A 23,296-nucleotide genomic window follows, 5' to 3' on the forward strand; every position below is an offset into this window, starting at 1 on the left:
CCCTTCATCCTATCGGCCCGCCTCCGGTTCCGCGGCGATGGCTTTGCCCTTCTCGGCCTTGCGGAGCACCTCCTTCACCAGGAGCGCCATGTCCGCCTCCGTCAGCTGGTCCTTGAAGGAGGGCATGACCCGGCCGAAGAAAATGCCCTTGCGGATGGTCTTCACCATGTCGGCATCGGTCTCGCCGCCGGCCTTCTTCGCATCGGTGAAGTCGAACCCGCCCAGTTTTTTCCCATCGGCGCCGTGGGCGGAACCATCGGGACCGTGGCATTTCACGCAGTTCTGCGCGAAGAAGGCCCGAAGTTCCTCCACCGTTCGGGCCGGCCGGGGGGAATCGGCCGCCCGAAGGGCGGCGAGAAGGCAGACAAGGATCGGGAGCATCCGCATGGGCACCTCGGGAGCAAACATTCAGCCAGGATGCGCCGGGGATCCCCCCGCGCAAGATCCGCTAGGGTTTTTTCCGGTAGGCCGGGGGGCGTCCCGTCTCTGCCAGAAGGCGCCGGGCCTCGGGCTCGGAGATCTGGCGCCCGAAACCGGGCATGGCGCCGCGTCCCTTCAGAATCGAGGCCACCAGCGCGTCCTCGTCCTGTCTTGCCAGCCAGCGGGCATCGGTCAGGTTCCGGCCGCCTAGCTTCGTGCCGCCGGGACCTCGGCCCGTGCCGTCGACCCCGTGGCAGGCCACGCAGCGTTCTCGGTAGAAGCCCCGCAGGTCCCGGACCTGGGCGGTCAGGAGGGCGGCCGGAAGGATCGCCAGCAGCAGCGCGGCGGGACGGAGCTTCATGGGTCGAAGCTACCACGCCGGCCCCGGCGCCGTTAGGCTGGAACGACGCGCCCGTGGCGAAATGGCAGACGCGGCGGACTTAAAATCCGCTTCCGGCAACGGAGTACCAGTTCGAGTCTGGTCGGGCGCACCACTACCTTGTGAATGACCTTGCGAACGGCTTCAGCCCTGCTCAGGCATCAGCTTCAGCAGGGAGATGAGGATCCCGTTGAAGCGTTTCCAGCCGGAGAGATCCCCGCGGACCAGGCGGTGGACCTTGATCCAGTCCCCCTCGGCGGCGGCCTTGGGCACGCCCTTCAGCATGAAGTCGTAGGCCAGGATGCGGGCGGCCACGGCCGGATCCAGCGCCCGGTCCGGATCCTCCACCAGATCCGCGCCCACCAGCTTGCCGAAGCGGGCGTACTCGGCGCGGCCCAGCACGGGGATGAAGCCCCGGCCGCAGAAGCGGGCGCCGTCGCCGGGCTCGGTGTTGCCCAGGGCCCGCTTGAACGCGTACATGCGCCGGAAGTAGGCCTCCGTACCCTGCTCCTTCTCGGGTGCGAACAGGTAGCTCTCGGCCCCGATGGTGGCGATGGCCGCCACCTCGGTGGCCGGCTCCAGGATCTTGAGGGTGGCCAGGGCCTCGGTCACCAGCGGCCAGTGTCTCTCCACATTCGCGAGGGGCGCATGGAGAGTCGTCGCGATGACATCCGCCGTGAAAGACATGGCTGCTCCCGGAGAATTGCGGCAGGCTAGGCCGGCAATCTACCACGGTCCGGTAACCTGACGGCATGGACATCCATCGATTGCAGGCCGGCCCCTCGAGCGCGGTCATCGGCACCACCGGGGCCGAGCTCCACGCCCTGCGCCTCGCCGGACACGACCTGCTCTGGGAGGCGGGCCCACTCTGGCCCCGGCATGCCCCCCTGCTCTTCCCCATCGTGGGCCGGTTGAACGGTGACATCCTCCGGCACCGGGGCCGGACCTTTTCCATGCCCCGGCACGGGTTCGCCCGGGAGCGGGACTTCACCTGGATCGAGCGGTCGGAGGCCGCCTGCACGCTGGAACTTCGCGATGACGCCGCCACCCGGGCCTGTTATCCCTTCGCCTTCTCGCTGCAGGTGACCTGGACCCTGGGCGCCACGGGCCTGCGCATGGATCTCGCCCTCCACAATCCGGGGTCCGATCCGCTGCCCGCCAGCCTGGGCCTTCATCCCGCCTTCCGCTGGCCGTTGGTCCCCGGCCTTCCGAAATCGGCCCACCGCCTGGTCTTTGAAGCCGACGAACCCGGCCCCCTCCGTCGTCTCACCCGCGAGGGGCTCCTCGATCCGGCCCTGCGGACCAGTCCCATCCAGGACCGGATCCTGCCCCTCCGCGAGTCCCTCTTCACGGAAGACGCGCTCATCTTCGATCGGCCCCGCAGCCGCGCCCTGCGCCTCGAGGCCGAAGGCGGCCCCGCCCTCGACCTGCGCTGGGAGGGCTTCCCCCACCTGGGCCTCTGGGCCAAGCCCGATCCCGGCCCCGCCTTCCTCTGCCTCGAGCCCTGGGAGGGACATGCCGATCCTGAGGGCTGGGCCGGCGAATTCAGTGAGAAGCCCGGGAGCTTCCAGCTGCCTCCCGGCGCTACCCGCTGCTGGGCCCTCGACCTGTCCATGGCGATGGCGCCGTAGCAAACGCGGAACACAGAGACCGCGGAGTTCCACAGAGGGCACAAGGCAAAGCGCTGGCCTCGGAAGAAAACAGGCATACACGGAAAGGGCGCGGGCTCACGCTCCAAGGCACATCCCCATCCAGCGATCCTCTGCGTTCTCAGCGGGCCCCTGCGTTCCTGCGTTTCAAAAACTTCCGCAGCCTAGACCAGCTCCGCGCCCAGGAAATGGGGGCTGGCCAGGGTGACCCGGGCGCGCACGAGCTCGCCGAACGGCAGCTCGCGGCCCGGCCCGGCCGCCAGATGGATCGTCTTCCACTCGCCGCTGCGGGCCAGCCACCAGCCCTGCTCGTTGGGACCGTGGGTCTCGATGCGCACGGGGATCTCGCGCCCCAGGAACCGCTCGTTGCTGGCTCGCGTGAGCTCGCTCTGGCGCTGCTGGAGGCGCGTCAGGCGGGCGGATTTCACCGCCATGGGCAGGTCGTCCTTGAGGCGCAGCGAAGGCGTGCCGGGCCGCGGCGAGTAGATGAAGCTGAAGGAGCCGTCGAAGGCCACCTCGTCCAGCACCCGCATCGTGGCGTCGAAGTCCTCATCGGTCTCCCCGGGGAAGCCCACGATGAAGTCCGTGCTGAGGGCCATGCGGGACCGGCCTTCGCCCAGGTAGCCCAGGCGTTCCAGGTACTCGGCCACGGTGTACTCGCGCAGCATGCGCTTCAGCACGCGGTCGCTGCCGCTCTGCAGGGGCAGGTGCAGGAAGGGCGCCACCTTGGGGTTGGCCACCAGCACCCGCGCCAGGTCCTTCGTGAAGTTCATGGGATGGCTGGTGGTGAATCGGATCCACTCCAGGCCCTCCACCTCGGAGACGCGCTCCAGCAGGTCCGCGAAGGTGCAGCCTCCGGCGTAGCTGTTCACATTCTGGCCCAGCAGTTCCACCTCGCGGTAGCCGCGCTCGACGAGGCCGCGCACCTCGGCCAGCACATCCCCGTACGGCCGATGGCGCTCGGCGCCGCGGGTGGTGGGCACGATGCAGTAGGTGCAGGCGTGGTTGCAGCCTTCCGTGATGGTCACCAGGGCCTTGGCCGTATCCCGCCGCCGCGTGACCGAGGGCGGGAAGAGGTGGTTGTCCGGGTATTCGCCCGCGTCCATCACCCGGGCCTTGCCTGCCTGGGCCTCGGCCACGAGCCGCGGCAGCTGCTTCAGGGCCATGGTGCCCAGCACGAAGTCGATGTGGGGCGCGCGCTTGAAGAGCGCGGCCTGCTCCTGCTGGGCCAGGCAGCCGGTGACGCCCACCATCAGCGGGCGCCGCTGCTTCTCCTCGCGGAGGCGGCCCAGCTCCGAATAGACCTTGTGCACGGCCTTCTCGCGGATGGAGCAGGTGTTCAGCAGCACCAGCTCGGCCTCCTCCGCCGAATCCACCGCCTCGAAGCCCTCGGCCGACAGCAATCCCGACAGCTTTTCGCCGTCGTGATCGTTCATCTGGCAGCCCCAGGTCTGGATGTGGAACTTCATGCACCGGCCCAAAACCCTCGATTGTACCGGAAGCCTGTTGAAACGCCTTCTGAGATCAGAACCGGTATCGGGCCCCCAGGGTCACCTGCCGGCCGGGCAGCAGGTAGTACTGGGCATCCCCCAGCTCACTCTCGGCCACGGGCTTGCGGCGATCCGTGAGGTTCTGGCCGCTGAGGCGGAGGTCCCAGCTGCGCTCCCGCCATCCGAGACTGGCGGCGCAGGTGGCGTAACCGCCCATGGGCGCGGTGTTCCGCTGGTTGAGGAGGACCGCCCCCACATAGTTCATCTCCACCGTGGCCGTCAGTCCCCTGGCCGGCGCATAGGCCAGGCCCAGCCCTGCCAGGTGGTAGGGGGACATCTCCAGCCGCTTGCCCGCCAGCTGCGTGAGGGTGCCATCCCCGAAGTCCTTCCGGTAGTCCCGGAACCGGGCGTCGTGGTAGCTGTAGGCCGCCCGGGCCGTGAGGTCGCCGGCGATCCGGAAGGTGGCGCTGGCTTCGGCCCCCTGGAAGCGCTCCGTACCGGCGTTCACGAGCACCGGCGCCCCCGCCACGGATTGGGGGACGACCAGGTTCTGGAAGTCCATGAGGAAGGTGCTGACCTCGAGGGCGAGGCGCCGGTCCAGGAGGTCGGCCTTCAGGCCGAGGTCGTAGCTGGTGGCCGTCTCCGGCTCGAGGATCCGGGCGCTGCTGTCCAGGCCGAAATCCATGGCCGCCGGTTTGAAGGTGCTGCGGACGCCGGCGAAGAGATTCACCCGGTCGGTGCCCGACTGCCAGGCGGTCCAGGTGGCCCCAGCGCTGCCCGACAGGCGCGTCGTGGTCTTGGTGTCCGAGCCATCGTCGAGGGCGCCGCTGCCGAAGTCCAGCGTGGCCGCGCGACGGGCCTCGTCGGCCCGCGTGAGCCGGAGACCGGCCTCCAGCACCAGCCTGGGCACGGTCTGCCACTGGACGAAGGCGTAGAGTCCGGAGAAGTCGCGGCGATCGTCGATGCGGATGTCAGCCTGACTGGGCAGGGCCGCCGCCCCGGGCGCGTTGGACCCGTCCAGGTTCACGGCGTAGTCGAAGTCTCCGCCCCGGCCGCTGCCCTGACCGTGAAGGTGGTCCACGCCGGTCACGACCTTGAGCGCTTCGCCCAGGGACCAGGTCAGATGGGAATCGAAGTAGACATCCGTGAGGTCGATGCGCTCGCGGAACCCATGGGCGTTGGGATCCGTGGGTCCCACTTCGGTGAGGAACCCGCGGAAGGCATCCTGCCGCGCCCGCGCGACGGAGAGGGTGGTGGACCAGAGGAACGAGGCATCCAGGACCCTGTCGTATCCGGTGGTGAAGGTGAAACGCCGGTCGTTGAGGAAGGCCCCGGCCGGATTGTGGTTCGCATCGATGGGCACCTGGTCGGTCAGGATCCTGCCCACCCGGGGGAAGGGACTCGCGGGCTTCTGATCCACCGCCGCGCCTTCCAGATCGAACCGGATCACGCCGTCCAGGGCCTGGAGCCGGTTCCGCCACAGCAGGTGGCTCCGCTTGAAGTCGGTGCGGGCATCCTCGAAGCCCTGCTGGTCGTGATCGACCGTCAGGCTGGAATCCACGCCCGACCAGACTGGCAGCCGCAGGGTCCCGCCGGCGCCGAAGCTGCCGTGGGTCCCCAGGGAGAGGCGCGCCGAGTTCCGGGCGTCCGCGGGCAGGCTGCGGATCACCTGGATCACGCCGACGAAGGAGGTCGCTCCGTACATCACGGGGGCCGCGCCCCGCTGGACTTCGATGCGCTCCACACCCTCCAGGCTGAGGGTGGACAGGGCCGGATTGAAAGCGCCGCCCCAGGGCACCCCATCCACCACGAGCAGGAAGGCGTCGAACTCCTTCAGGCCCCAGAACTCCGGCACGCTTCCCGCCGGGCCGCCATCGCCGCCGGGCGCGATGAACACCCCGGCCGCCAGGCCGAGGGCGGACCGGAGGTCCGTGGCCCCGCGGTCCGCGAGCTCCTTGGCGGAAAAGACGCTGATCGAGGCCGGCACCTTGGCCGGGTCCTCGGGGAACCGCGTGGCGGTCACCTCGACCGTGGCGGTTCCTTCAGCCTTGGTGGCAGCCTTGGCGGTGGCCTGGGAAGGAGCCTGGGCCTGGAGGCTCGCACCCGCCACCAGGAGGCAGGAGATCAGGGGCAGACACGGATGGGACGCCATGGGTTCTCCGGGGGCAATGGGTGGGGGCGGGATTGGTGCTCAGAACGCGGCCCGGAGGCTGAACTGCCACACGCGCGGCTGCTGGAAGTTGCCCGGCGTGAAGGCTCCGCCCAGGTTGTTCACCCAGGTCATGGGCTGACGGTTGGTGGCGTTGAGGATGTCCACCGCGGCCCGGAGATCCATCTTCTGCACGCGGATCCGCCAGGCCAGGCCCAGGTCGAGGCTCATGACATGGGGCAATTCCTGATCGCCGCGCGCAGTGCCGGGAGCCAGCACATTGTCGCCGGAGACCTTCACGAGGCTGCTGTACCGCAGGCCCGACCGCCAGAGGAACGCGAAGGAGGACTCCAGGTTCCAGGGCAGGGCCGCGCTGCCGAAGGCCTTCCAGGCGTGCTTCACTTCCTCGTTCAGGGTGCCGTCGTAGGGCGACGGGCGGTAGTCCTGGCGCAGGCTCGGGATGGAGGCGAATCCTGTGTTCTTGGCGGTGGAGGTGTTCACATTGCCCACCTCGGAGTTGCCGTTCAGGTCGCCCTGGCTGTAGCTCAACTGGAGCCGGTGGCCGCCCTCGAAGGTCCGCCGCGCCATCAAGTCGAAGCCCCGGAAGTCCCGCCTCAGCCCCGGCAGGTTGGCGATCACCTTCTTCGTGGCGGAGGCGTTGGCCAGGGCATCCAGCTCGGGCAGGTAGCCGTAGGTGGAACTGTAGGTGTCGATGAGGTCGCGCACGGCCTTGACCGTGACCGTGGCCTCGAAGGTCCAGGTCCCGAGCCAGGGCAGGTCCTGGACCCGCTCCACACCCGCCTGGTAGAGGTCCGTGCGCGGCGCCTTGAGATCGCCCACCGCCACATTCTTCACGCCCTGCACGCCCGTGGCCTGCCAGGTGCGCCAGTCGTTCAGGGAGGGGATCCACACCTGCTTCACCGTGGCGGGGCCGCCGGTGGTGGCTCCGGCCGCGGCGAGGTTGCCCGGGGTCGCGGGGCTGTAGATGCGGCCGGCGTAGGCGTAGAACCGCGTCCGCCCGTCCGCCGCCGGATCCCAGGACAGACCCACGCGGGGGCTCAGCAGGGTCTGGCGGTAGAGCGGCCGTCCGTCCTCCGCATCGAGACTCGCCCGATCCGCCCGCAGCCCCAGATTGGCGATCCAGCCGGCGGCGAAGGCCCAGTCATCCTGGGCGAAGAGCCCCACCACCCGCTGCTTGAGCGGGCTGCCGTAGGAACCCGCATCCGCCAGGGTGCGCTGGTAGAGGTAGCTGGCCCGGCCGCCCACCAGCTGGCCGGAGACCGGACTGGCGGTGGCGAGGCTGTCGCCGGCGGCGTAGCCGTAGTCGCTGCCTTGGATCGACAGCAGGCCCGCCCGGATCGCCGCCAGGTCGCCAGCGGCGGGCCCGGCACCACCGGCGGCCCGGTCCAGGTAGGCCAGGCCGAACGAAGGCCGCTGGAAGACCTTCGTGTACTCGGAGGCCAGGCCCTGGAAGCCGGCCTTGATCTGGTGCGGCCCGGCGAAGTAGGCGAACTCGCTCCGCAAGGTCAGGTTCCGGACGCGGTCCAGACGATCTTCCGCATAGGCCCCGAAAGCTTCGGCGCCGGGCGCGTCCAGCTGCCCCCGGGACGGACCGGCCTCCGGCGTCGCCGGGAACCAGTGGAAGCGGGTGCGGTGCAAGCCCAGGGTGTTCTCCCAGGCGAGCTGGGGGCTCATCGCGCCCACATGCTTCAGGAGGTAGCTGTCGCCGCCCCGGGTGCGGTTGGGCTGCTGGAGGTCCTTCACGCTGCTGTCGCCGGCCGTGTCGAAGTTGGTCTGGGTGACGGGGTCCCCGAAATAGCTGAACTCCAGGCGATGCTCCGCGCTGGCCAGCCAGGTGAGCTTGAGGAAGCGGTAGCTGCGGTCCTCCTCTTGGCTCCGCCGGTGGGGGGTCGCTCCCGCGGGCTGGACATTCTCGAAGTCCAGGTTCATCAGCTGGCGGTTGAAGGCTCCGAAGAAGAAGAGGCTGTCCTTCACGAGGGGGCCGCCCAGGCTGAAGCCGAACTCGTTCGAGTCCGTGGGCCGCTCCTCCGGCGTGGTGGCCTTGCCCGCATCGGGTCTGGCGTTCATCCCCCGGAAGATGCGGCTGGTGAACGCGGCCCCGTGGTATTCGCTGCCGCCGCTCTTGGTGACCAGGTTGTAGACCCCGCCGGAGGCGAAGCCCACCTCGGCCTTGTGACCCCCGGTGGTGAGGGTCTGGCTCTCCAGGATCTCCGTCGAGAGGTTCATGCCGAAGCGGCCCGTGGAGCTGAGCCCCGTGGCCATGCCGTCCACCAGATAGGCGTTGGCGTCGAGCATGGAACCCAGCACCACGGGTTCCGGCTTGCCGGAGGGCGTGACGCCGGGCGCCAGGTAGCCGTGCTCCACATAGCGGTGGGGGGAGAAGGGCAGGCGGACGAGGTCTTCCGCGTCCAGGACCGTGTGAGCGGTGACGGAGCTGCCCTCCGCCCGGAGCGGCGAGGCCTCCACGGCCACCGTGGCCTGGGCCTCCTCCAGGCGCAGGCGGATCTGGATCCGTTCGTCGGCCCGCAGGTGGAGGGTCCGACCCTCCAGGCGGTAGGTGCCCGGAATCAGGCCGGCCACCGTGGCGAGACCCTGGCCGTCGGCCTTCAGGTTCCGCCGCTCGCCCCGCTCCACCGATTCGAGCACCAGCAGCGCGCCCGGCCGGGGCTTTCCCCCTCGGTCGAGGACCTCCACCCGGAGCGCCCCCGTGGTCTGCGCGGCGGCGGAGGCAGCCAGCAGGAAGGCCAGGGGTCCGAGGACGGGCACGCGGGGAAACGGCATGGAGGCTCCGGAAGGGGAGGACGGATCCGCCGCGGGCCCGAGGTCGGACGCCGAAGAGGTGAGGTTAACCTTACATCAACCTGATTATCGCGTCAGGTCCCTCGGAATCCACAGCTCCACTCGGGTGCCCTCACCCAGACGGCTCTGGATCTCCATGCGGCCGCCGAGCATGCCCGCGATGCGCTTCACGATGGCCAAGCCAAGCCCGTACCCTTCGAGGGGCCGGCCATCCGGCGGGCGGAGGAAAGGCGTCCCCAGCCGCGGGATCCACGCCTCGGGAATGCCCGGGCCATCGTCTGCCACGAACAGCCCCACGGCCTCCGGCGCCGCCTGGGCCCCCAGGGTCACGCGCCCTCCCCGGGACGCGTGATGCAGGGACGCGTGGCGCAGGGCATTGGCCACCAGGTTGTGCAGGGCCCGGGTCAGGAGCAGGCGGTCGCCCGAGACGGCGAGACCCGCCCCGCCCTCGAGGCACAGGGCCACGCCCGCATGCTCCGCCGCCGCCTCGAAGAACCCCCGGACCTCCTCCAGGAGGTCGGCGACGGGCACCCGGACCCGCCGCAGCTCCGGCGGCGCGTGCTCGGACCGGGCCAGGAACAGGATCTGCTCGATGAGGGCCGCCATGCGGTCGCACTCCTCCAGCAGCCCCCCCAGGGCGGCGGCCTCGGGTTCAGGGCAGTCCGGCCTCAGGGCCCGGTTCTCCAGGGTGCTGCGCAGGTTCTGCAGGGGCGTCCGCAGCTCATGGGCCAGTTCCGCGCCCAGGTTGCCCACCCGGTCGAAGGCCTCCTGAAGCCTCGAGAGCGTGGCGTTCAAGGTGGTCACCAGCTCCTGGAGCTCGCGGGGAAAGTGTTCCGTGGCCAACCGGCGGTCCAGGTTCCGGTCGCTGATGGAGCCCGCTTCCCGGGCGATCCGGCCCAGGGGCGCCAGGCCCCACCGCGCGATGGCCCGGGCCACCAGGGCCGCCGCGGCCGTCGCCAGCACCACGCCCAGCGCCAGGGTGCGCCGGAAATCGTGGATCAGGGCCTCTTCGTGGGTGCGATCCATGACGAGGACCAGCGTCCCTGCCTGCCCCCCGCCCGACCAGGCCCGGGCCACCACGGAGTACACGCCCCCTCCGGGGGCCTGCTGCTCCAGGACCGGCGCCCCCAAGGGAGGGGCCTCCAAAGCCGGGAGCGCCGCCATGTCTCCGCTCTCGGCCAGGATCCGGCCTGAGGCGTCCCGCACGCGCCAGGCGGCCTTCTCCGGCCGCGGGTGTCCGCCCGGATCCAGCAGCGGCAGGCCGGCGGCCAGGCGCTGGGTGAGGGCCCGGGCCTGGCCCTCCATCACCTGGGCGTCTTCCGCCTCCAGCGAACCGCGCAGCGCCCCGTCCATGAAGAGGGCCAGGAGCGCGGCCAGGACCATGGCCGCCAGGCCGAAACCCAGCTGGAGCTTGAGGAGGATGCTGCCGCTATGCGGTTTCACGGGGCTCCAGCAGGAGCCCCACTCCGCGCAGCGTATGGATCAGCTTCACGGGGTAGGGTCCATCCACCTTCCGGCGCAGGCGCAGGATCTGGACATCCACCGCATTCGGATCCACCGCGCAGTCCATGCCCCAGATGGCCTGCACCATCTGGCCCCTGGGAACCACATGGCCCGCATGTTCGAGCAGGAGGGTCATGAGGGCGTATTCCTTGGGCGTCAGGTCGATGCGGTGGCCCGAGCGGCTGATCTGGCGGTGCCCCGCATCCCAGACCAGATCCGCCACCTGCATCCGCCCCGTCTGCTGCCGTCCCTGGACGCGCCGGGCGATGGTCCGCAGGCGGGCCACCACCTCCAGGATGCTGTAGGGCTTGGCCAGGTAGTCGTCGCCGCCGGCCTCCAGGCCGTGCAGGCGATCCACCAGGTCGCCCTTGGCGGACAGGAAGATCACCGGGGTGTCGTTTCCCGCCTCCCGCAGGCGCCGGACCAGGGTGAGGCCCGAAATCCCCGGAAGCATCACATCGACCACCATGGCCTCGAATGCCTCTTCGGCGCAAAGGCGGAGGCCCTCTTCCCCGCTGGAGGCCTGCCGGACTTCAAGCCCCGCGGCTTCCAGCCCCACGCGGAGCTCGGAAGAGGTCCGGGCCTCGTCTTCCACGATCAGGACATGGAGCGAGGCCGGGCCCCGGGCCGACAGGGGGAGAATCCCGGTCCGCGGCATCAAGGCACCAGGTGATCAGGATCGGCGGGCGGGCGCGGCGCCTGGATCTGAAGGCACCCGGTCACGGCCTCGAGCCGCAGATCCATGTGGCCCGCCATGCTCCGGAGCCAGAAGGAGGCCAGGTTCTTCGGAGCGTCGGGAGGGGGATCGGCCCGCAGGGCCGGCGGCATGGGGGCGTCGGTGATCCAGCGGAGCACCCAGGCATCGGGCCGTGCCTCGGCCTCCACGATCAGGGGCCCGGGAACGGCCCAGGGCAGGACCTGTCTCGTGAAGACGGTGACCCAATCCTGCAGCATGGGCTCCGGCCAGAGCGAGTGCCGGGCGCCGGCATCCACCACCTCGACGCGGCAGCGGAAAAGTTCTGCCATGGGATCCAGGCGACGGCGGAGCCCCGCCTCCCACTCCGCCCAGGACGCCACCCCTCCGGCGGGCAGGCGACCCAGGGCCAGGGCTCGGGCCATGTCGATCAGGGACTTGCCGTCGTCGAGAACCGATCCGAGCCGCATGCGGTTGCGCGGATCCATGGGCTGTCCCGGCTCGCTCAGATCCAACACGCCCTGAAGTCCCGCCATCAGGTTGTTGAAGTCGTGCAGGGCCGCCCTCCAGAGCTCTTCGGAATCCATGCTCCCCCCGGGCCGCACAAAAAGCCTTGAATAAAGTTACCTTGGAGAGGACCTTCTGTGCATCATCGGAAGACCCCAGGATCTCTCATGCAGCAAACCATCAAGCGACTGGGCGAACTGCTCGTGGAGTCCGGCCTCATCACGCCGGCCCAGCTTCAGAGCGCCATCACCCATCAGAAGATTGCACGAGGCCGGCTGGGCAGCAACCTGGTGGCGCTCGGTTACATCAGCGAAGAAGTGCTGATGGACTTCCTCAGCCATCAGACCGGCGTGCCCCAGATGGATGTGAGGAACCTGGAGGTTCCCGCCGCGGTGCTCAAGCTGGTGCCCCAGCGGTTGGCCGACCAGTTCACGGTGCTGCCCATCGCCATCAAGGAACCCAAGTCCCTGGTGCTGGCCATGTCGGATCCCTCGGACCTGAATGCCATCGACAGCGCCCGGTTCGCCTCGGGACTGCACATCCAGCCGGTCGTGGCCTCCCACAGCGCACTGAAGAAGGCCATCGGGGACCTCTACCGCCGGCTGGACGGGTCGGCCCCGACGCCGCTGACCGTCGAGGTGGGGGGCGATCCCTCCCAGGATGACGCCCTGCCCGTCACCTTCAGCCTCCAGCCTCAGGCGGTGCCGTCTCCACCCCCCTCCGCCCAGGACCTGCTCTTCCCGCCCGATCCCTTCTTCGGCATCGAGAGCACCCCCACCCAGCCGGTCAACATCGACCCCTTCGGGCTCTTCGAGGGCGCCTCTCCGGCCCGCCCGGCCCCTCCGGCCGCGAGCGCCGACCTCATCCACAGCCGGACCCACAGCCAGACCGTCCCGCGCCTGGAGACCTACCAGACCCGCGCCCTGGTGCTGGGCCTCATCCGGCTCTTCCAGCGGCGGGGCATCATTGGCCAGGACGAGCTCCAGCGGCTTCTCGCCAACCTGATCGAGTCCGGCGAGATCAAGGACGACGACCGGGTCGGCTAGCCGTTCGGATTGCCTAGTTGTCGACCTTGAGGATGGCCAGGAAGCTTCGCCTCGCTGGGTGCCCGGCTCGGAGCAGGGCATTCAGCCCTGCCCACTCGCCACCCAGCTGAGGCTCGGCCTGCGGGATGTCCACATTGCCGATGGACCTGACGCGGCCCTTCCATGGGCCGCGCCCTTCGGGCTTCGCCTGCGGCAAAGTCGCCCTACGCTCCTGCTTCGGGCTCATCACATAAGGCGGTCCATCGGGGCCGTTCGAGTTCCTAGTTGTCGACCTTGAGGATGGCCAGGAAGGCCTCCTGGGGGATGTCCACATTGCCGATGGACTTCATCCGCTTCTTGCCCTCTTTCTGCTTGTTGAGGAGCTTCTTCTTGCGGCTGACATCGCCGCCGTAGCACTTGGCGAGCACATCCTTGCGGCGGGCCTTCACATTGGTGCGGGCGATGATCTTGCTCCCGATGGCGGCCTGGATGGCCACATCGAACATCTGCTGGTGGATGACTTCCTTCATCTTCTGGCAGAGGGCGAGGCCCAGGGCCTGGCTCTTGCTGCGGTGCACCAGGATGGACAGCGCATCCACCGGCTCGGCGTTCACCAGGATGTCCATCTTCACGAGGTCGGACTCGGTGTAGTGCTTCATGTGGTAGTCGAAGCTGGCGTAGCCCTTGGAGATGGACTTGAGCTTGTCGTAGAAGTCCATCACCACTTCGTTCAGGGGCAGTTCGTAGACGAGCATCACGCGGTCCTGGCTCAGGTACTCCAGCTTCTGCTGGAAGCCGCGGCGCTCCTCGCAGAGCTTGATCAGGCCGCCCACGAAATCCGTGCGGGTGAGGATGGTGGCCTCGATGATGGGCTCCTCGATCTTGGCGATCTTCTGGAGCGGAGGCAGCTTCGAGGGGTTGTCCACCGAGGTCTCGGTGCCGTCGGTCAGGTGCACATGGTACCGCACGCTGGGAGCCGTGGTGATGAGGTCCAGGTCGAACTCGCGCTCCAGGCGCTCCTGCACGATCTCCATGTGGAGCAGGCCCAGGAAGCCGCAGCGGAAGCCGAACCCCAGCGCGGTGGAGGTCTCGGGCTCGTAGGTGAAGCTGCTGTCGTTGAGGCGCAGCTTGTCCATGGCGTTGCGGAGGTTCTCGTAGTCGTCGCTGGAGGTGGGGAAGATCCCCGCGAAGACCACGGGCTGGATCTCCTTGAAGCCCTTCAGCATCTCGGTGGCGGGCTTGGTCGTGAGCGTGACCGCGTGGGTCACCGTGTCGCCGACCTTCACATCCACCAGCTGGCGGATGTTGGCCACCAGGTAGCCCACCTCGCCCACGGACAGCGAGTCCTGCTTGTCCATCTTGGGGTCGAAGATGCCGATCTCATCCACCCGGTGCTCGCTGCCCGTGGACATGAAGCGGATCTGGTCCCCCGCCTTCAGCGTGCCGTTCACGACGCGGATGAGGTTCACCACGCCGCGGTAGGCGTCGTAGTAGCAGTCGAAGACCAGCGCCTGGAGCGGCGCGGCCGGATCGCCCTGGGGCGCGGGAATGCACTTCACGATCTGCTCGAGCACCTGTTCGCAGTTCTCGCCGGTCTTGGCGCTCACATTCACGGCGTGGGCGGTGTCCACCAGGCCGATGACCGTGTCGATCTGCTGCAGCACGCGCTCGGGATCCGCACTGGGCAGGTCGGTCTTGTTCAGCACCGGGAACACTTCCAGGCCGTTCTCCAGGGCCAGGTAGGTATTGGCCAGGGTCTGGGCCTCCACGCCCTGGGTGGCGTCCACCACCAGGATGGCGCCCTCGCAGGCGGCGAGGCTGCGGCTCACCTCGTAGGTGAAGTCCACATGGCCCGGCGTGTCGATGAGGTTGAGCGTGTAGGTCTGGCCATCCTGGGCCAGGTACTTCAGCGTCACCGCGTGGGCCTTGATGGTGATGCCGCGCTCGCGCTCCAGATCCATGTCGTCGAGGATCTGGGCCTGCATGTCGCGGCCGGCCACGGTCTTGGTCAGCTCCAGCAGGCGGTCTGCCAGGGTGGACTTGCCGTGGTCGATATGCGCGACGATGGAAAAATTGCGGATGAGACTGGGATGCGCCACTGCGGAACCTCGAACTGGCCATTGTACCGTTGGAAACCCTTGGTGTCTGCGGAGTTTTACCAGGTTCCATCTTCATCCAGCGGTTGATTGGAACCGATAGGCCCTTTAACCTCGAGTTACGAGAGTAAGGAGCCAGCTTGACCCAGTTCGCGTCCCCCATGACCATCCTGATGGTGGAGGACAATGCCCTTCAGAGGCGCCAGATCGAGGCGCAGCTGCAGTCCCTGGGCCACCGCCTCGTGACGGCCGCCAACGGCCAGGAGGCACTGGATCGCGTGAGGGAGGGCTCGCCGGACCTGGTGATCATGGACGCCGTCATGCCCTCCATGGACGGGTTCAAGGCCTGCGAGGCCATCAAGGCCGACCCCGCCACGGCGGGCATCCCGGTCCTGGTCCTGACGGCCCTGAGCCGCGACGCCAAGGACCGCAGCTACGCCGCCGGAGCCGACGACTTCCTCCGCAAGCCCGCCAACACCATGCTGCTCCAGGTGCGCGTGCAGACCCACCTGCGGATCCGGGCCCTGACCCGCCGCGGCGTGGTCCCGGCCCCGGCCCGGCCCAAGGTGCTGGTGGTCTCCGCCAGTTCGCTCGTGCGGTCGCAGGTGCAGAACCACTTCGGCAAGGACCAGGCCACCTTCCTCGAGGCCCAGGGCGAAGGCCAGGCCCGCGCCCAGATCCTCGCCCACCGGCCCGATGTGCTGGTGCTGGACACGGACCTGCTCGAAGGCAGCGCGCAGACGCTGGCCCTGGCCGTGCACCAGTCCGAGGAGCTGAAGGACCTGCCCATCCTGCTGCTGTACAGCCCCGGCGAGCTGGAGACCTGGTCCCGGTTCCAGGAGCCCGTGGCCGACGCGCTGGAGAAGCCCCTGGTGGCGCCGGAAACCCGCCGCCGCGTCGCCCTCCTGGCGAAGCTGGCCCACCTCCAGAAGCTCGTCGGCGAGGCATGAGCCGGACGCTCAGGGCCGCCGCCCTCGGCCTTCTCGCCTCCAGTCTCGGATCCAGTCTCGGCGCCGCGGCCCTGAAGGGCCGCATCACGGACGGCCACCGCGGCCTGGCGGGCGTGCGGGTCTATCCGGACCGCCAGCCGCGCATCTCCCCCGCCGGGGATCCCCCCCTCGCCCTCACGGACGCGGACGGTTCCTTCCGTCTGGAGCTGGATCCCGGCGACCGCGTGCTGGCGGTGGAAAAGGACGGCTGGCGCCGGGACCTCGTGCCGGCCTCCGAATGGAACCGCGAGGTGGTGCTGACGCCCGAACCAGGACACCGAGCGGAATCGGTGTTCATCGTGCGGCTGGATTTCACGGACGAGCCCTCGAAGCTGCCGGACGGGGCCCTGCGCGAGCTGATCTTCTCCCGTCGCCCCGGCGTGGCCAGCGCCGCCAACTACCTCTACGAAGTCAGCAAGGGCGCCCTCTCCCTCGTGGAGGGCCGCTTCCTCAAGCTGCGCAGCGCCGACTTCCCCGCCCCCCGCACGGACGCCCACAAGGCCGCCATGGCCGAATGGGTGCTGGAGCGGCTCCGCGGGGAGGAACTCGGCGACTGCGACCGCATCGACAACCGCACCGGCGCCTTGAAGCCCGATGGCAAGCCCGACCACCTCTGGATCATCACGCCCGGCGCCCCCCAGTCCCTCACGGCCGACGAATCCCACCTCAAGGCGGTGAGCCTGCTGCTACCACTGCCCTGGGAGCGCTCCCGGCGCTGGCCCCTGCTCTTCATGACCGAGGAAGTGCCCCTGGGCAACATCGTCCACGAAACCTTCCACGGCATGGGCGAGCATCGCGTGGACGACCTCTACCTGGGCTGCGAGGATCCCCTCACCGCCGGCATCTGGGATCTCATGGACGCGGGCCAGTACCGCGGCTGGGACCGCTCACACCCCGGGGAAGGCCCCTGGGTGGAGGACACAGGCTACAGCCCCTCCCATCCCATGGCCTGGGTGCGCTCGGAGCTCTGGTACCGGGGCCGGTTCCGCAGCGCCATCGCCCGCCACGCCGTGAAGGGCCGAGCCTGGGAGGGCTGGATCGCCCCCGCCAGCCGCGCCCCCGGCGCCGATCCCCAGTGGGTCACCCTGCCCGATCCCCGCAAGAAGGGCCGCTTCTTCAGCCTCGAGGTGCGCCGCCCCTGGGGCTTCGAGCGGGGCCGCGTGGGCGGCCGCTTCGGCCCCGGCCACGAAGGCCTGATCGTCGCCCGCATCGATCCCTACCTCCTCAGTCCCGACGATCCCAAGGGCCCGGTGCGCGTGGTGGATGCCCATCCCGGCAGCCCCGAGCCCCCCAAGCCCCGCTTCCCCTGCGGACGCTGGGAACTGGACGACGCGGCCTTCAACCTGGGTCCCGGCGAGAACCCCAAGGGCCGCAGCGGGCCCCTCTCCTGGGAAGTGCTCGAGACCGACGCCAGCGGCCGCATGCGGGTCAGGGTGGCGCTGGACCGTCCCCGCTGACACCGCCTTCCGCCGGAGTTCCCCGTGCGCCTTGCCCTGATCCCAGTCCTGATGCTCTGCCCTCCCCTTGTCCTTTCGGCGCAGTCGCCCACCGAAAAGGCCGTGGCGACCGTGCTGGACGACTGGCACCTGGCGGCGGCCCAGGCCGATGAGGCCCGCTATTTCAGCCATCTCGCCGAGGGCGCCGTGTTCCTGGGCACGGACGCCACCGAGCGCTGGCCCAAGGCCGCCTTCCAGGCCTGGGCCCACCCGATCTTCCTGCGCGGCAAGGCCTGGAGCTTCCGCGCCACGCGGCGGGCGATCACCCTGTCGAAGGACGGCCTCAGCGCCTGGTTCGACGAGGATCTCGACACCCCGAACCTGGGGCCCGCCCGGGGCGCCGGTGTGCTGACGCGGGAGCAGGACCGCTGGCTGATCCAGCAGTACAACCTCAGCGTGCCCATTCCCAACGCCTTGATGAAGGCCGTGAGGGCTCAGATCGAAGAGCTGGCAAAAAAACCCTGATTTATCGACTCTACCAAGTAAGATGAGGCATGAACCTGACCCGATGCCTCCTCCTCGTGACCGCGACAGCCCTCGGCGCGCAAACCTCCCCTGAGGCGCTGCGCGCCACCGCCGAGCGGCTTAGGACCGAAGCCTTCCGCACCCACGGCGCCTACGAGGACCTGGCCTGGCTGTGCGACCGCATCGGCCACCGGCTGTCCGGCTCGCCCCAGCTCGACCAGGCCATCGCCTGGGCCCAGGACCGCATGAAGGCCGCCGGGTTGACCCAGGTCCACGCCGAACCCGTCATGGTGCCCCACTGGGTGCGGGGACAGGAGCGGGCTGAGATGCTGGCGCCCCTGCCCCAGCCGCTCCACATCCTGGGCCTGGGGGGCAGCGTGGGCACGCCCGAAGGCGGACTGACCGCGGAGGTGGTCGTGGTGGGCTCCTTCGACGAGCTGGATCGTCTGGGCGAAGCCGTGAAGGGGAAGATCGTCCTCTTCGATGTGCCCTACAAGGGCTACGGACACACGGTGGTCTACCGTCACGACGGCGCGCCCAAGGCCGCGAAGTACGGCGCCGTGGCCGCCCTGGTGCGGTCCGTGGGCCCCGTGAGCCTCGACACGCCCCACACCGGCGTCATGGACTACGATCCCGCCTTCCCGAAGATCCCCACGGCGTCCGTGACCCTCGAGGCCTCCACCCAGATGCGGCGCATGCAGGCGCGGGGCGAGCGCATCCGCGTGCACCTCGAGATGGGCGCGAAGACCCTGCCGGATGCGCCCTCGGCCAATGTGGTGGGCGAGATCCGCGGCACGGAGAAACCCGATGAAGTGGTGATCCTCAGCGGCCACCTGGACAGCTGGGATGTGGGCCAGGGCGCCCAGGACGACGGGGCCGGCACGGTCATCGCCCTGGAGGCCGCGCGGCTCATCCAGCGCCTCGGCCTGAAGCCCCGCCGGACCCTCCGCGTGGTGCTCTGGACCAATGAAGAGAACGGACTGCGCGGCGGCAAGGCCTACCGCGACGCCCACCTGGCCGAGTTCCCCCGCATCGTCGCCGCCTTTGAATCCGATTCGGGCAGCGAGCGCATCAAGGCGTTCAGCCTCGACCTCCGCAAGGCTGCGCCCGAGGCCAAGGCCGCCGCACTGGCCACTTTGAAGGGCCTGGGAGAAGCGCTCGGCTCCTTCGGCGCCGTGGACCTCCGCCTCGGCGGCTCCGGCGCGGATGTGAGCCCCATGGTCGCCGAGGGCGTGCCCGGCATCGGCGTGAGCCACGCGGCCACCCACTACTTCGACATCCACCACACCCACGCCGATACCTTCGACAAGGTGGAGAAGGATGACCTGGCCCACAACGCCGCGGTCCTGGCCGCCTTCGCCTACGCGCTCGCCCAGTCCGAAGCCCGGTTCAATTAGGCGCGATCCCCATCAGCTCCACATCGAAGACCAGCATCCCCTGCGGCATGCCGGAGGCGCCGCGGTAGGCCAGCTTCTCGGGAATCCAGAAGCGCCGCCGCTCCCCCACCACCATGAGCGGGAGCCCCTCGATCCAGCCTTCGATGGTGCCCTTCACCTGGAGCGGCACCGAGGTGCCCTTCTTCAGCGAGCTGTCGAACAGCTTCCCGTCGGTGGTCCACCCCGAGTAGTGGACCGAGATCCAGCTGGGACGGGCCGGATGGGCCGTCCCTGAACCCGGTTTGAGGACCCGGAAGGCCAGGCCGGACCGCAGGGTCGTCGCGTCCGGGGGTGGCGCCGCCACATCCGGGGGTGCCTGGCTCGGATCGGGAACGCTGTCCAGCAGTTCCAGGTCCATCACCACGGTCCCGGCGGGCCGCCCCTTGGCTCCTGCGAAGGCCAGGGCCTCGGGCACCCAGATGCGCCGCTGTTCGCCCGGGACCATGGCCTGCAGGCTCTCCCGCAGCCCCGGCATCAGGCGCTCCAGGCTCAGGTAGGGCGCCTCGTCCAGGCTCCTCGTGTGGATGAAGGTCGCCCCGTCCGGGCCCCAGCCCGTGAGGTGCGCCCGGACGAAGTCCCTCGGGCCGGGTGAAGTGCCGCCCCGCCCCGCCTGGATCACGCGATAGGTCACCCCGCCCGGGGTGCGCAGGGCCTCGGCGGGAGGCACCAGCAGGTCGGGGGGAGCCCCCTGAGCCAAGGTGGCCAAGGCGGCGAGGGAGAGGCAAAGCGCGGTACGCAGGCGCATCATTCCGGATTCCAGGGCGGCCGAGGAACCGGCCTGGATCCAGGATAGAGGGGAATCCGGGCCCTGTCCGTCAGCGCCCAGTCAGCGCTCGGCCACCCGCTGGAACCGGAAGACCACGCGACGCTGGAGGGCGCGGCCCTCGGGCGTCCCCCCATCGCCCTCGGGCTGGCTGTCGCCCCGGGCCTCGGAGGTCAGCCGGGCGGGGGGGAGCCCCAGTCCGGCCAGGTAGCGCTGGGCCACGAGGGCCCGCTGCGAGCTGAGCTCCAGGGCATCGGCCCCGCCACGGCCGCGTTCGCGCGGCGCCGCATGCCCCTCGCAGACCAGCGTGAAGCCCTGGTAGCGCGTGGCCAGCTCGGACAGTCGCACCAGCAGCACATCACTGCCCGCCGTCAGCGTGGCGCTCCCCTCGTCGAAGATCAGGGCCCCCCGGAAGGTCACGAAGCGCAGGCGGCTACCCACATCCGGCCCCTCAGTGGCCTGGACGGCGCTGAGGAGCTTCTCCAGATCCGCGGCCTTGGAAGGATCCAGTCCCGTGGACCCGGGGAGGATCCCATCCCCGGCCGAGGGGGCCCCGGCGGGGTTCTGGACGCCCAGCGCCTTCTGGATGGAGGTGACGGCCTGCTGGAGCTTGACCTGGTCGTGGACCGAAAACGAATAGAGCAGCGCGAAGAAGGCCATCAGCTGGATCATCAGATCCGCGAAAGTCACCAGCCAGAGCGATTCCAAGTCCGCTTTGCGGCGCGCGAAGCGGACCGGAGCCTGGTTACCCACGCGACCGCCGATCGGCGTTCCGTTCCTTCGGCGCCAGGAAGGCATTCAGCTGGGCTTCGAGGACCGTGGGGTGCATCTCCGCCTCGATCCCCAGCACGCCCTCCATCATGATCTGCTTGAGCTGCAGCTCTTCCTTGCTGCGCAGTTCCAGCTTCCCGGCGATGGGAATGGCCAGCAGGTAGGCGATGATGGCGCCGTAGAGCGTGGACAGCAGCGACAGCGCCATGGCCCCACCGATGTTCGAGGGGTCCTTGATGCCGGCGAAGAGCTGCACCATGCCGATGAGCGTGCCCACCATGCCGAAGGAGGGGGCACTGAGGGCGATGAAGCGGAAGATCTCCTGCCCCTGGTGGTGCCGCTCCTGGGTGGCCCGCAGTTCCTGGGCCAGCACGGCCTGGATGTGGCTCCGTTCGGCCCGGTCCACCACCATGCGGAGGCCCTTGGCCAGGAAGCCTTCCACATCCATGTTCTTTTCCATGTTCAGCAGGCCTTCGCGCCGCGCCCGCTGCGAGAGGCCCACGATCTGGCCCACCAGATCCTCCGTCCCCGGAGTCCGGGTGAAGAAGGCCCGCGAGGCGATGGAAAACGCGTAGCTCACATGCTCGAGGGTGAAGCGGATCAGCGTCGCGGCGATCACCCCGCCCACCACCACGATGGCGCTGGCCGGGTGGAAGAAGATCCGCGGATTGGGACCCAGCCCGATGGCCACAGCCAGCAGCGCGAACCCCAGCAGCACGCCCAGAAAACTTCCTCGATCCATGGTTTCGACCTCAAACCCCATTATCGGGAGGGAAGGCCGCAAATCCTAGAAATGGGCCGTGGCCGTGAACCGGGGGCGGACCTACCCTTGGGACTGTCGTCCCCAAAAAGGGGGTCCCTTGGGCATCAGAGCGCTGTTGGTCTACCCGGAAATGCCGCCGACCTACTGGAGCATGCGCTACGCCCTCCCCTTCCTGGGCCGCAAGGCCGCCCTGCCGCCCCTGGGCCTGCTCACGGTGGCCGCCATGCTCCCCCCGGACTGGGAGCTGAGGCTGCTCGACCTGAATGTGGAGCCGATCACGCGCCAGGCTGTCGAGGCCTCGGACCTAGTCCTCACCTCCTCCATGCTCGTCCAGCGCCCCTCCCTCGAGCGGGTGATCGCCCTCTGCCGGGAGGTGGGCCGGCCGGTGGTGGCCGGGGGCCCCTACCCGACCAGCTGCCGAGATCAGATCGCCGGCGTGGACCATTTCATCCTCGGCGAGGCGGAGGTCAACCTCCCGCCCTTCCTGGAGAACTTCGCGCGCGGCTGCGCGAAGGGCTGCTACGGCGACCGGGCGCATCCCGACCTCGCCCGTACGCCCGCCCCCCGGTTCGACCTCCTGAACCGGAAACGCTACGCCGGGGCGGCCCTGCAGTATTCCCGCGGATGCCCCCACCACTGCGAATTCTGCGACATCGTCGAGCTCTTCGGCCACCGGCCCCGAACCAAGTCCCCCGCCCAGTTCCTGACGGAGCTGGACCTGCTGTTCGAGGGCGGCTGGCGGGGATCCCTGTTCGTGGTGGACGACAACTTCATCGGCAATCGCAGCGAAGTCCGCCGCCTCCTGCCCGAGCTGGCCCGCTGGCAGGCGCAGCGGCGGTACCCCTTTTCCCTCTACACGGAAGCCAGCCTCGATCTCGCGGCGGACGAGCCCCTGATGGACGAGATGGTGCAGGCGGGCTTCAACATGGTGTTCGTCGGCATCGAGACGCCCGACCAGGCCACCCTCGATGCCATCGGGAAGCGGCAGAACAGCCGATCCGACCTCCTGGCCAGCGTCCGGGCCATCCAGGCCCGGGGACTGGAGGTGTCGGGCGGCTTCATCGTGGGCTTCGACGGGGACCGGGAGGACATCTTCGATCGCCAGATCCGCTTCATCGGCGAAGCGGCCATCCCCACGGCCATGGTGGGCCTCCTGACGGCGCTGCCCCAGACCCGGCTGCATGCCCGCCTGACCTCGGAAGGACGCATCCTCACCCAATCGGTCGGGGGGAACAACACCCACGACCTCGAGCTGAATTTCGTGCCCCACATGGATGTGCACGCGCTGCGCGCGGGCTACAAGCGGGTGCTTGAGGATGTGTACCGCCCCAGCCGCTACTTCGCCCGCTGCCTGGGCCTGCTTCGCCGGATGAAGCGCCGGCGGGCCTCCTGCCGCAGGGTCCGGCTGCCGGAGCTGCGGGCCTTCGTCCATTCCCTCATCCGGCAGACCTTCTCCCGGTACGCCGTCGCCTACTGGGCCTACCTGCTGCGGGCCTTCTCCCTGCGACCCCTCATGGCGGCCGAGATCGTGACCATGGCCGTGAAGGGGCACCACTTCATCCTCATCACCCGGAACCTGCTGGAACTGGAGCGGTTCAAGGAGCGGTTGGGCCGCTCCCGCCAGGACCTGGAGGATCGCCTGCGGCAGGCCCTGGCGGGCAATGCCCGAAGCCTCGCGGCCTGGAAATCCCGCCGGGCGCGGCTGGTGGAACGGGCCCGGGCGCGCTGCAACCGCCTCAACCCCGACATCAAGGGCAGCGCCCTCGCGGCCTTCGAGGAGTTCAGGGCCGCGGCGGAGCGGCTGCTGGCCCCGGGCGCCCTGGGCCCGTCCAGTGCCGCGTCCCCGCCTTCCTGAACCACGCCCCTGAGCCCCAATCCTGA

General features: G+C 69.4%; 20 protein-coding genes and 1 tRNA gene. 8 read left to right on the forward strand and 13 right to left on the reverse strand.

Annotation, left to right across the window (positions count from 1 at the left end; translation table 11 throughout):
* Window positions 1-9 precede the first annotated feature (9 nt).
* Window positions 10-387 (reverse strand): c-type cytochrome, encoded by a 378-nt coding sequence (locus QUD34_RS10535; protein WP_286353659.1) that lies wholly within the window; start codon window positions 385-387, stop codon window positions 10-12.
* Window positions 388-448: 61 nt separating this feature from the next.
* Complete coding sequence (locus tag QUD34_RS10540) at window positions 449-781, reverse strand: c-type cytochrome (RefSeq protein ID WP_286353660.1); 333 nt, start codon at window positions 779-781, stop codon at window positions 449-451.
* Between the two features lie 47 nt (window positions 782-828).
* Between QUD34_RS10540 and QUD34_RS10545 the strand changes: the two genes are divergently transcribed.
* Window positions 829-914 (forward strand) — tRNA-Leu (locus QUD34_RS10545).
* A gap of 29 nt (window positions 915-943) precedes the next feature.
* On the opposite strand, the gene QUD34_RS10550 is transcribed toward QUD34_RS10545, so the two are convergent.
* Window positions 944-1,486, reverse strand: a complete 543-nt coding sequence (locus QUD34_RS10550) for a hypothetical protein (RefSeq protein ID WP_286353661.1) — start codon at window positions 1,484-1,486, stop codon at window positions 944-946.
* A 65-nt stretch (window positions 1,487-1,551) separates the two neighbouring features.
* Between QUD34_RS10550 and QUD34_RS10555 the strand changes: the two genes are divergently transcribed.
* Window positions 1,552-2,430: an aldose 1-epimerase family protein gene (locus QUD34_RS10555; protein WP_286353662.1), complete on the forward strand. Its 879-nt coding sequence runs from the start codon at window positions 1,552-1,554 to the stop codon at window positions 2,428-2,430.
* A gap of 182 nt (window positions 2,431-2,612) precedes the next feature.
* On the opposite strand, the gene miaB is transcribed toward QUD34_RS10555, so the two are convergent.
* The 6 genes from miaB to QUD34_RS10585 all read right to left on the reverse strand — a co-directional run bounded on the left by miaB (window position 2,613) and on the right by QUD34_RS10585 (window position 11,691).
* Window positions 2,613-3,917 (reverse strand): tRNA (N6-isopentenyl adenosine(37)-C2)-methylthiotransferase MiaB, encoded by a 1,305-nt coding sequence (gene miaB / locus QUD34_RS10560; protein WP_286353663.1) that lies wholly within the window; start codon window positions 3,915-3,917, stop codon window positions 2,613-2,615.
* Between the two features lie 55 nt (window positions 3,918-3,972).
* Window positions 3,973-6,090: a TonB-dependent receptor gene (locus QUD34_RS10565; RefSeq protein ID WP_286353664.1), complete on the reverse strand. Its 2,118-nt coding sequence runs from the start codon at window positions 6,088-6,090 to the stop codon at window positions 3,973-3,975.
* 39 nt (window positions 6,091-6,129) lie between these two features.
* Window positions 6,130-8,889 carry a TonB-dependent receptor gene (locus tag QUD34_RS10570; RefSeq protein WP_286353665.1) on the reverse strand — a complete coding sequence of 920 codons (2,760 nt, stop codon included), beginning with the start codon at window positions 8,887-8,889 and terminating at the stop codon, window positions 6,130-6,132.
* A gap of 84 nt (window positions 8,890-8,973) precedes the next feature.
* Entirely contained in the window at window positions 8,974-10,350 is a 1,377-nt protein-coding gene (locus tag QUD34_RS10575; protein ID WP_286353666.1) for a sensor histidine kinase, read from the reverse strand.
* Window positions 10,337-11,068, reverse strand: a complete 732-nt coding sequence (locus QUD34_RS10580) for a response regulator transcription factor (RefSeq protein ID WP_286353667.1) — start codon at window positions 11,066-11,068, stop codon at window positions 10,337-10,339. Before QUD34_RS10580 ends, QUD34_RS10575 begins: the two co-directional genes overlap by 14 nt.
* The gene (locus tag QUD34_RS10585) at window positions 11,068-11,691 is read right to left on the reverse strand and encodes a hypothetical protein (RefSeq protein ID WP_286353668.1); all 624 of its coding nucleotides are present in this window, start codon (window positions 11,689-11,691) and stop codon (window positions 11,068-11,070) included. The genes QUD34_RS10580 and QUD34_RS10585 overlap by 1 nt, the downstream gene beginning before the upstream one ends.
* Window positions 11,692-11,778: 87 nt before the next feature.
* Here QUD34_RS10585 and QUD34_RS10590 point away from each other — a divergent pair, with 87 nt between their 5' ends.
* Window positions 11,779-12,657 (forward strand): cyclic di-GMP-binding domain-containing protein, MshE-related, encoded by an 879-nt coding sequence (locus tag QUD34_RS10590; protein ID WP_286353669.1) that lies wholly within the window; start codon window positions 11,779-11,781, stop codon window positions 12,655-12,657.
* Between the two features lie 260 nt (window positions 12,658-12,917).
* On the opposite strand, the gene lepA is transcribed toward QUD34_RS10590, so the two are convergent.
* Window positions 12,918-14,735: a translation elongation factor 4 gene (lepA, locus tag QUD34_RS10595; RefSeq protein ID WP_286353670.1), complete on the reverse strand. Its 1,818-nt coding sequence runs from the start codon at window positions 14,733-14,735 to the stop codon at window positions 12,918-12,920.
* 137 nt (window positions 14,736-14,872) lie between these two features.
* Here lepA and QUD34_RS10600 point away from each other — a divergent pair, with 137 nt between their 5' ends.
* Genes QUD34_RS10600 through QUD34_RS10615 form a run of 4 tightly spaced genes read left to right on the forward strand, consistent with a single transcriptional unit; the run spans window position 14,873 to window position 19,079 of the window.
* Complete coding sequence (locus QUD34_RS10600; RefSeq protein WP_286353671.1) at window positions 14,873-15,682, forward strand: response regulator; 810 nt, start codon at window positions 14,873-14,875, stop codon at window positions 15,680-15,682.
* Window positions 15,679-17,178 carry a carboxypeptidase-like regulatory domain-containing protein gene (locus QUD34_RS10605; RefSeq protein WP_286353672.1) on the forward strand — a complete coding sequence of 500 codons (1,500 nt, stop codon included), beginning with the start codon at window positions 15,679-15,681 and terminating at the stop codon, window positions 17,176-17,178. Before QUD34_RS10600 ends, QUD34_RS10605 begins: the two co-directional genes overlap by 4 nt.
* 24 nt (window positions 17,179-17,202) lie before the next feature.
* A complete protein-coding gene (locus tag QUD34_RS10610) occupies window positions 17,203-17,682 on the forward strand; it encodes a nuclear transport factor 2 family protein (protein ID WP_286353673.1) in 480 nt (159 codons plus the stop codon).
* 29 nt (window positions 17,683-17,711) lie between these two features.
* Window positions 17,712-19,079: a M20/M25/M40 family metallo-hydrolase gene (locus tag QUD34_RS10615; protein ID WP_286353674.1), complete on the forward strand. Its 1,368-nt coding sequence runs from the start codon at window positions 17,712-17,714 to the stop codon at window positions 19,077-19,079.
* Here QUD34_RS10615 and QUD34_RS10620 read toward each other — a convergent pair.
* The 3 genes from QUD34_RS10620 to QUD34_RS10630 form a co-directional block, all read right to left on the reverse strand.
* A complete protein-coding gene (locus QUD34_RS10620) occupies window positions 19,072-19,866 on the reverse strand; it encodes an FKBP-type peptidyl-prolyl cis-trans isomerase (protein WP_286353675.1) in 795 nt (264 codons plus the stop codon). The genes QUD34_RS10615 and QUD34_RS10620 overlap by 8 nt on opposite strands.
* Before the next feature lie 78 nt (window positions 19,867-19,944).
* Entirely contained in the window at window positions 19,945-20,634 is a 690-nt protein-coding gene (locus tag QUD34_RS10625; protein WP_286353676.1) for an OmpA/MotB family protein, read from the reverse strand.
* Complete coding sequence (locus tag QUD34_RS10630) at window positions 20,627-21,394, reverse strand: motility protein A (protein WP_286353677.1); 768 nt, start codon at window positions 21,392-21,394, stop codon at window positions 20,627-20,629. The genes QUD34_RS10625 and QUD34_RS10630 overlap by 8 nt, the downstream gene beginning before the upstream one ends.
* A gap of 118 nt (window positions 21,395-21,512) precedes the next feature.
* Here QUD34_RS10630 and QUD34_RS10635 point away from each other — a divergent pair, with 118 nt between their 5' ends.
* Window positions 21,513-23,270 carry a B12-binding domain-containing radical SAM protein gene (locus tag QUD34_RS10635; RefSeq protein WP_286353678.1) on the forward strand — a complete coding sequence of 586 codons (1,758 nt, stop codon included), beginning with the start codon at window positions 21,513-21,515 and terminating at the stop codon, window positions 23,268-23,270.
* Window positions 23,271-23,296 lie beyond the last annotated feature (26 nt).

It is taken from the genome of Geothrix oryzae (assembly GCF_030295385.1).
GTDB lineage: Bacteria > Acidobacteriota > Holophagae > Holophagales > Holophagaceae > Geothrix > Geothrix oryzae.

Bases quoted from the DNA above. Each gene is read 5' to 3' on its own strand.
- QUD34_RS10535 (WP_286353659.1), bottom strand. From the start codon at position 387: ATGCGGATGCTCCCGATCCTTGTCTGCCTTCTCGCCGCCCTTCGGGCG.
- QUD34_RS10540 (WP_286353660.1), bottom strand. From the start codon at position 781: ATGAAGCTCCGTCCCGCCGCGCTGCTGCTGGCGATCCTTCCGGCCGCC.
- QUD34_RS10550 (WP_286353661.1), bottom strand. From the start codon at position 1,486: ATGTCTTTCACGGCGGATGTCATCGCGACGACTCTCCATGCGCCCCTC.
- QUD34_RS10555 (WP_286353662.1), top strand. From the start codon at position 1,552: ATGGACATCCATCGATTGCAGGCCGGCCCCTCGAGCGCGGTCATCGGC.
- miaB (WP_286353663.1), bottom strand. From the start codon at position 3,917: ATGAAGTTCCACATCCAGACCTGGGGCTGCCAGATGAACGATCACGAC.
- QUD34_RS10565 (WP_286353664.1), bottom strand. From the start codon at position 6,090: ATGGCGTCCCATCCGTGTCTGCCCCTGATCTCCTGCCTCCTGGTGGCG.
- QUD34_RS10570 (WP_286353665.1), bottom strand. From the start codon at position 8,889: ATGCCGTTTCCCCGCGTGCCCGTCCTCGGACCCCTGGCCTTCCTGCTG.
- QUD34_RS10580 (WP_286353667.1), bottom strand. From the start codon at position 11,068: ATGCCGCGGACCGGGATTCTCCCCCTGTCGGCCCGGGGCCCGGCCTCG.
- QUD34_RS10585 (WP_286353668.1), bottom strand. From the start codon at position 11,691: ATGGATTCCGAAGAGCTCTGGAGGGCGGCCCTGCACGACTTCAACAAC.
- QUD34_RS10590 (WP_286353669.1), top strand. From the start codon at position 11,779: ATGCAGCAAACCATCAAGCGACTGGGCGAACTGCTCGTGGAGTCCGGC.
- QUD34_RS10605 (WP_286353672.1), top strand. From the start codon at position 15,679: ATGAGCCGGACGCTCAGGGCCGCCGCCCTCGGCCTTCTCGCCTCCAGT.
- QUD34_RS10615 (WP_286353674.1), top strand. From the start codon at position 17,712: ATGAACCTGACCCGATGCCTCCTCCTCGTGACCGCGACAGCCCTCGGC.
- QUD34_RS10620 (WP_286353675.1), bottom strand. From the start codon at position 19,866: ATGATGCGCCTGCGTACCGCGCTTTGCCTCTCCCTCGCCGCCTTGGCC.
- QUD34_RS10630 (WP_286353677.1), bottom strand. From the start codon at position 21,394: ATGGATCGAGGAAGTTTTCTGGGCGTGCTGCTGGGGTTCGCGCTGCTG.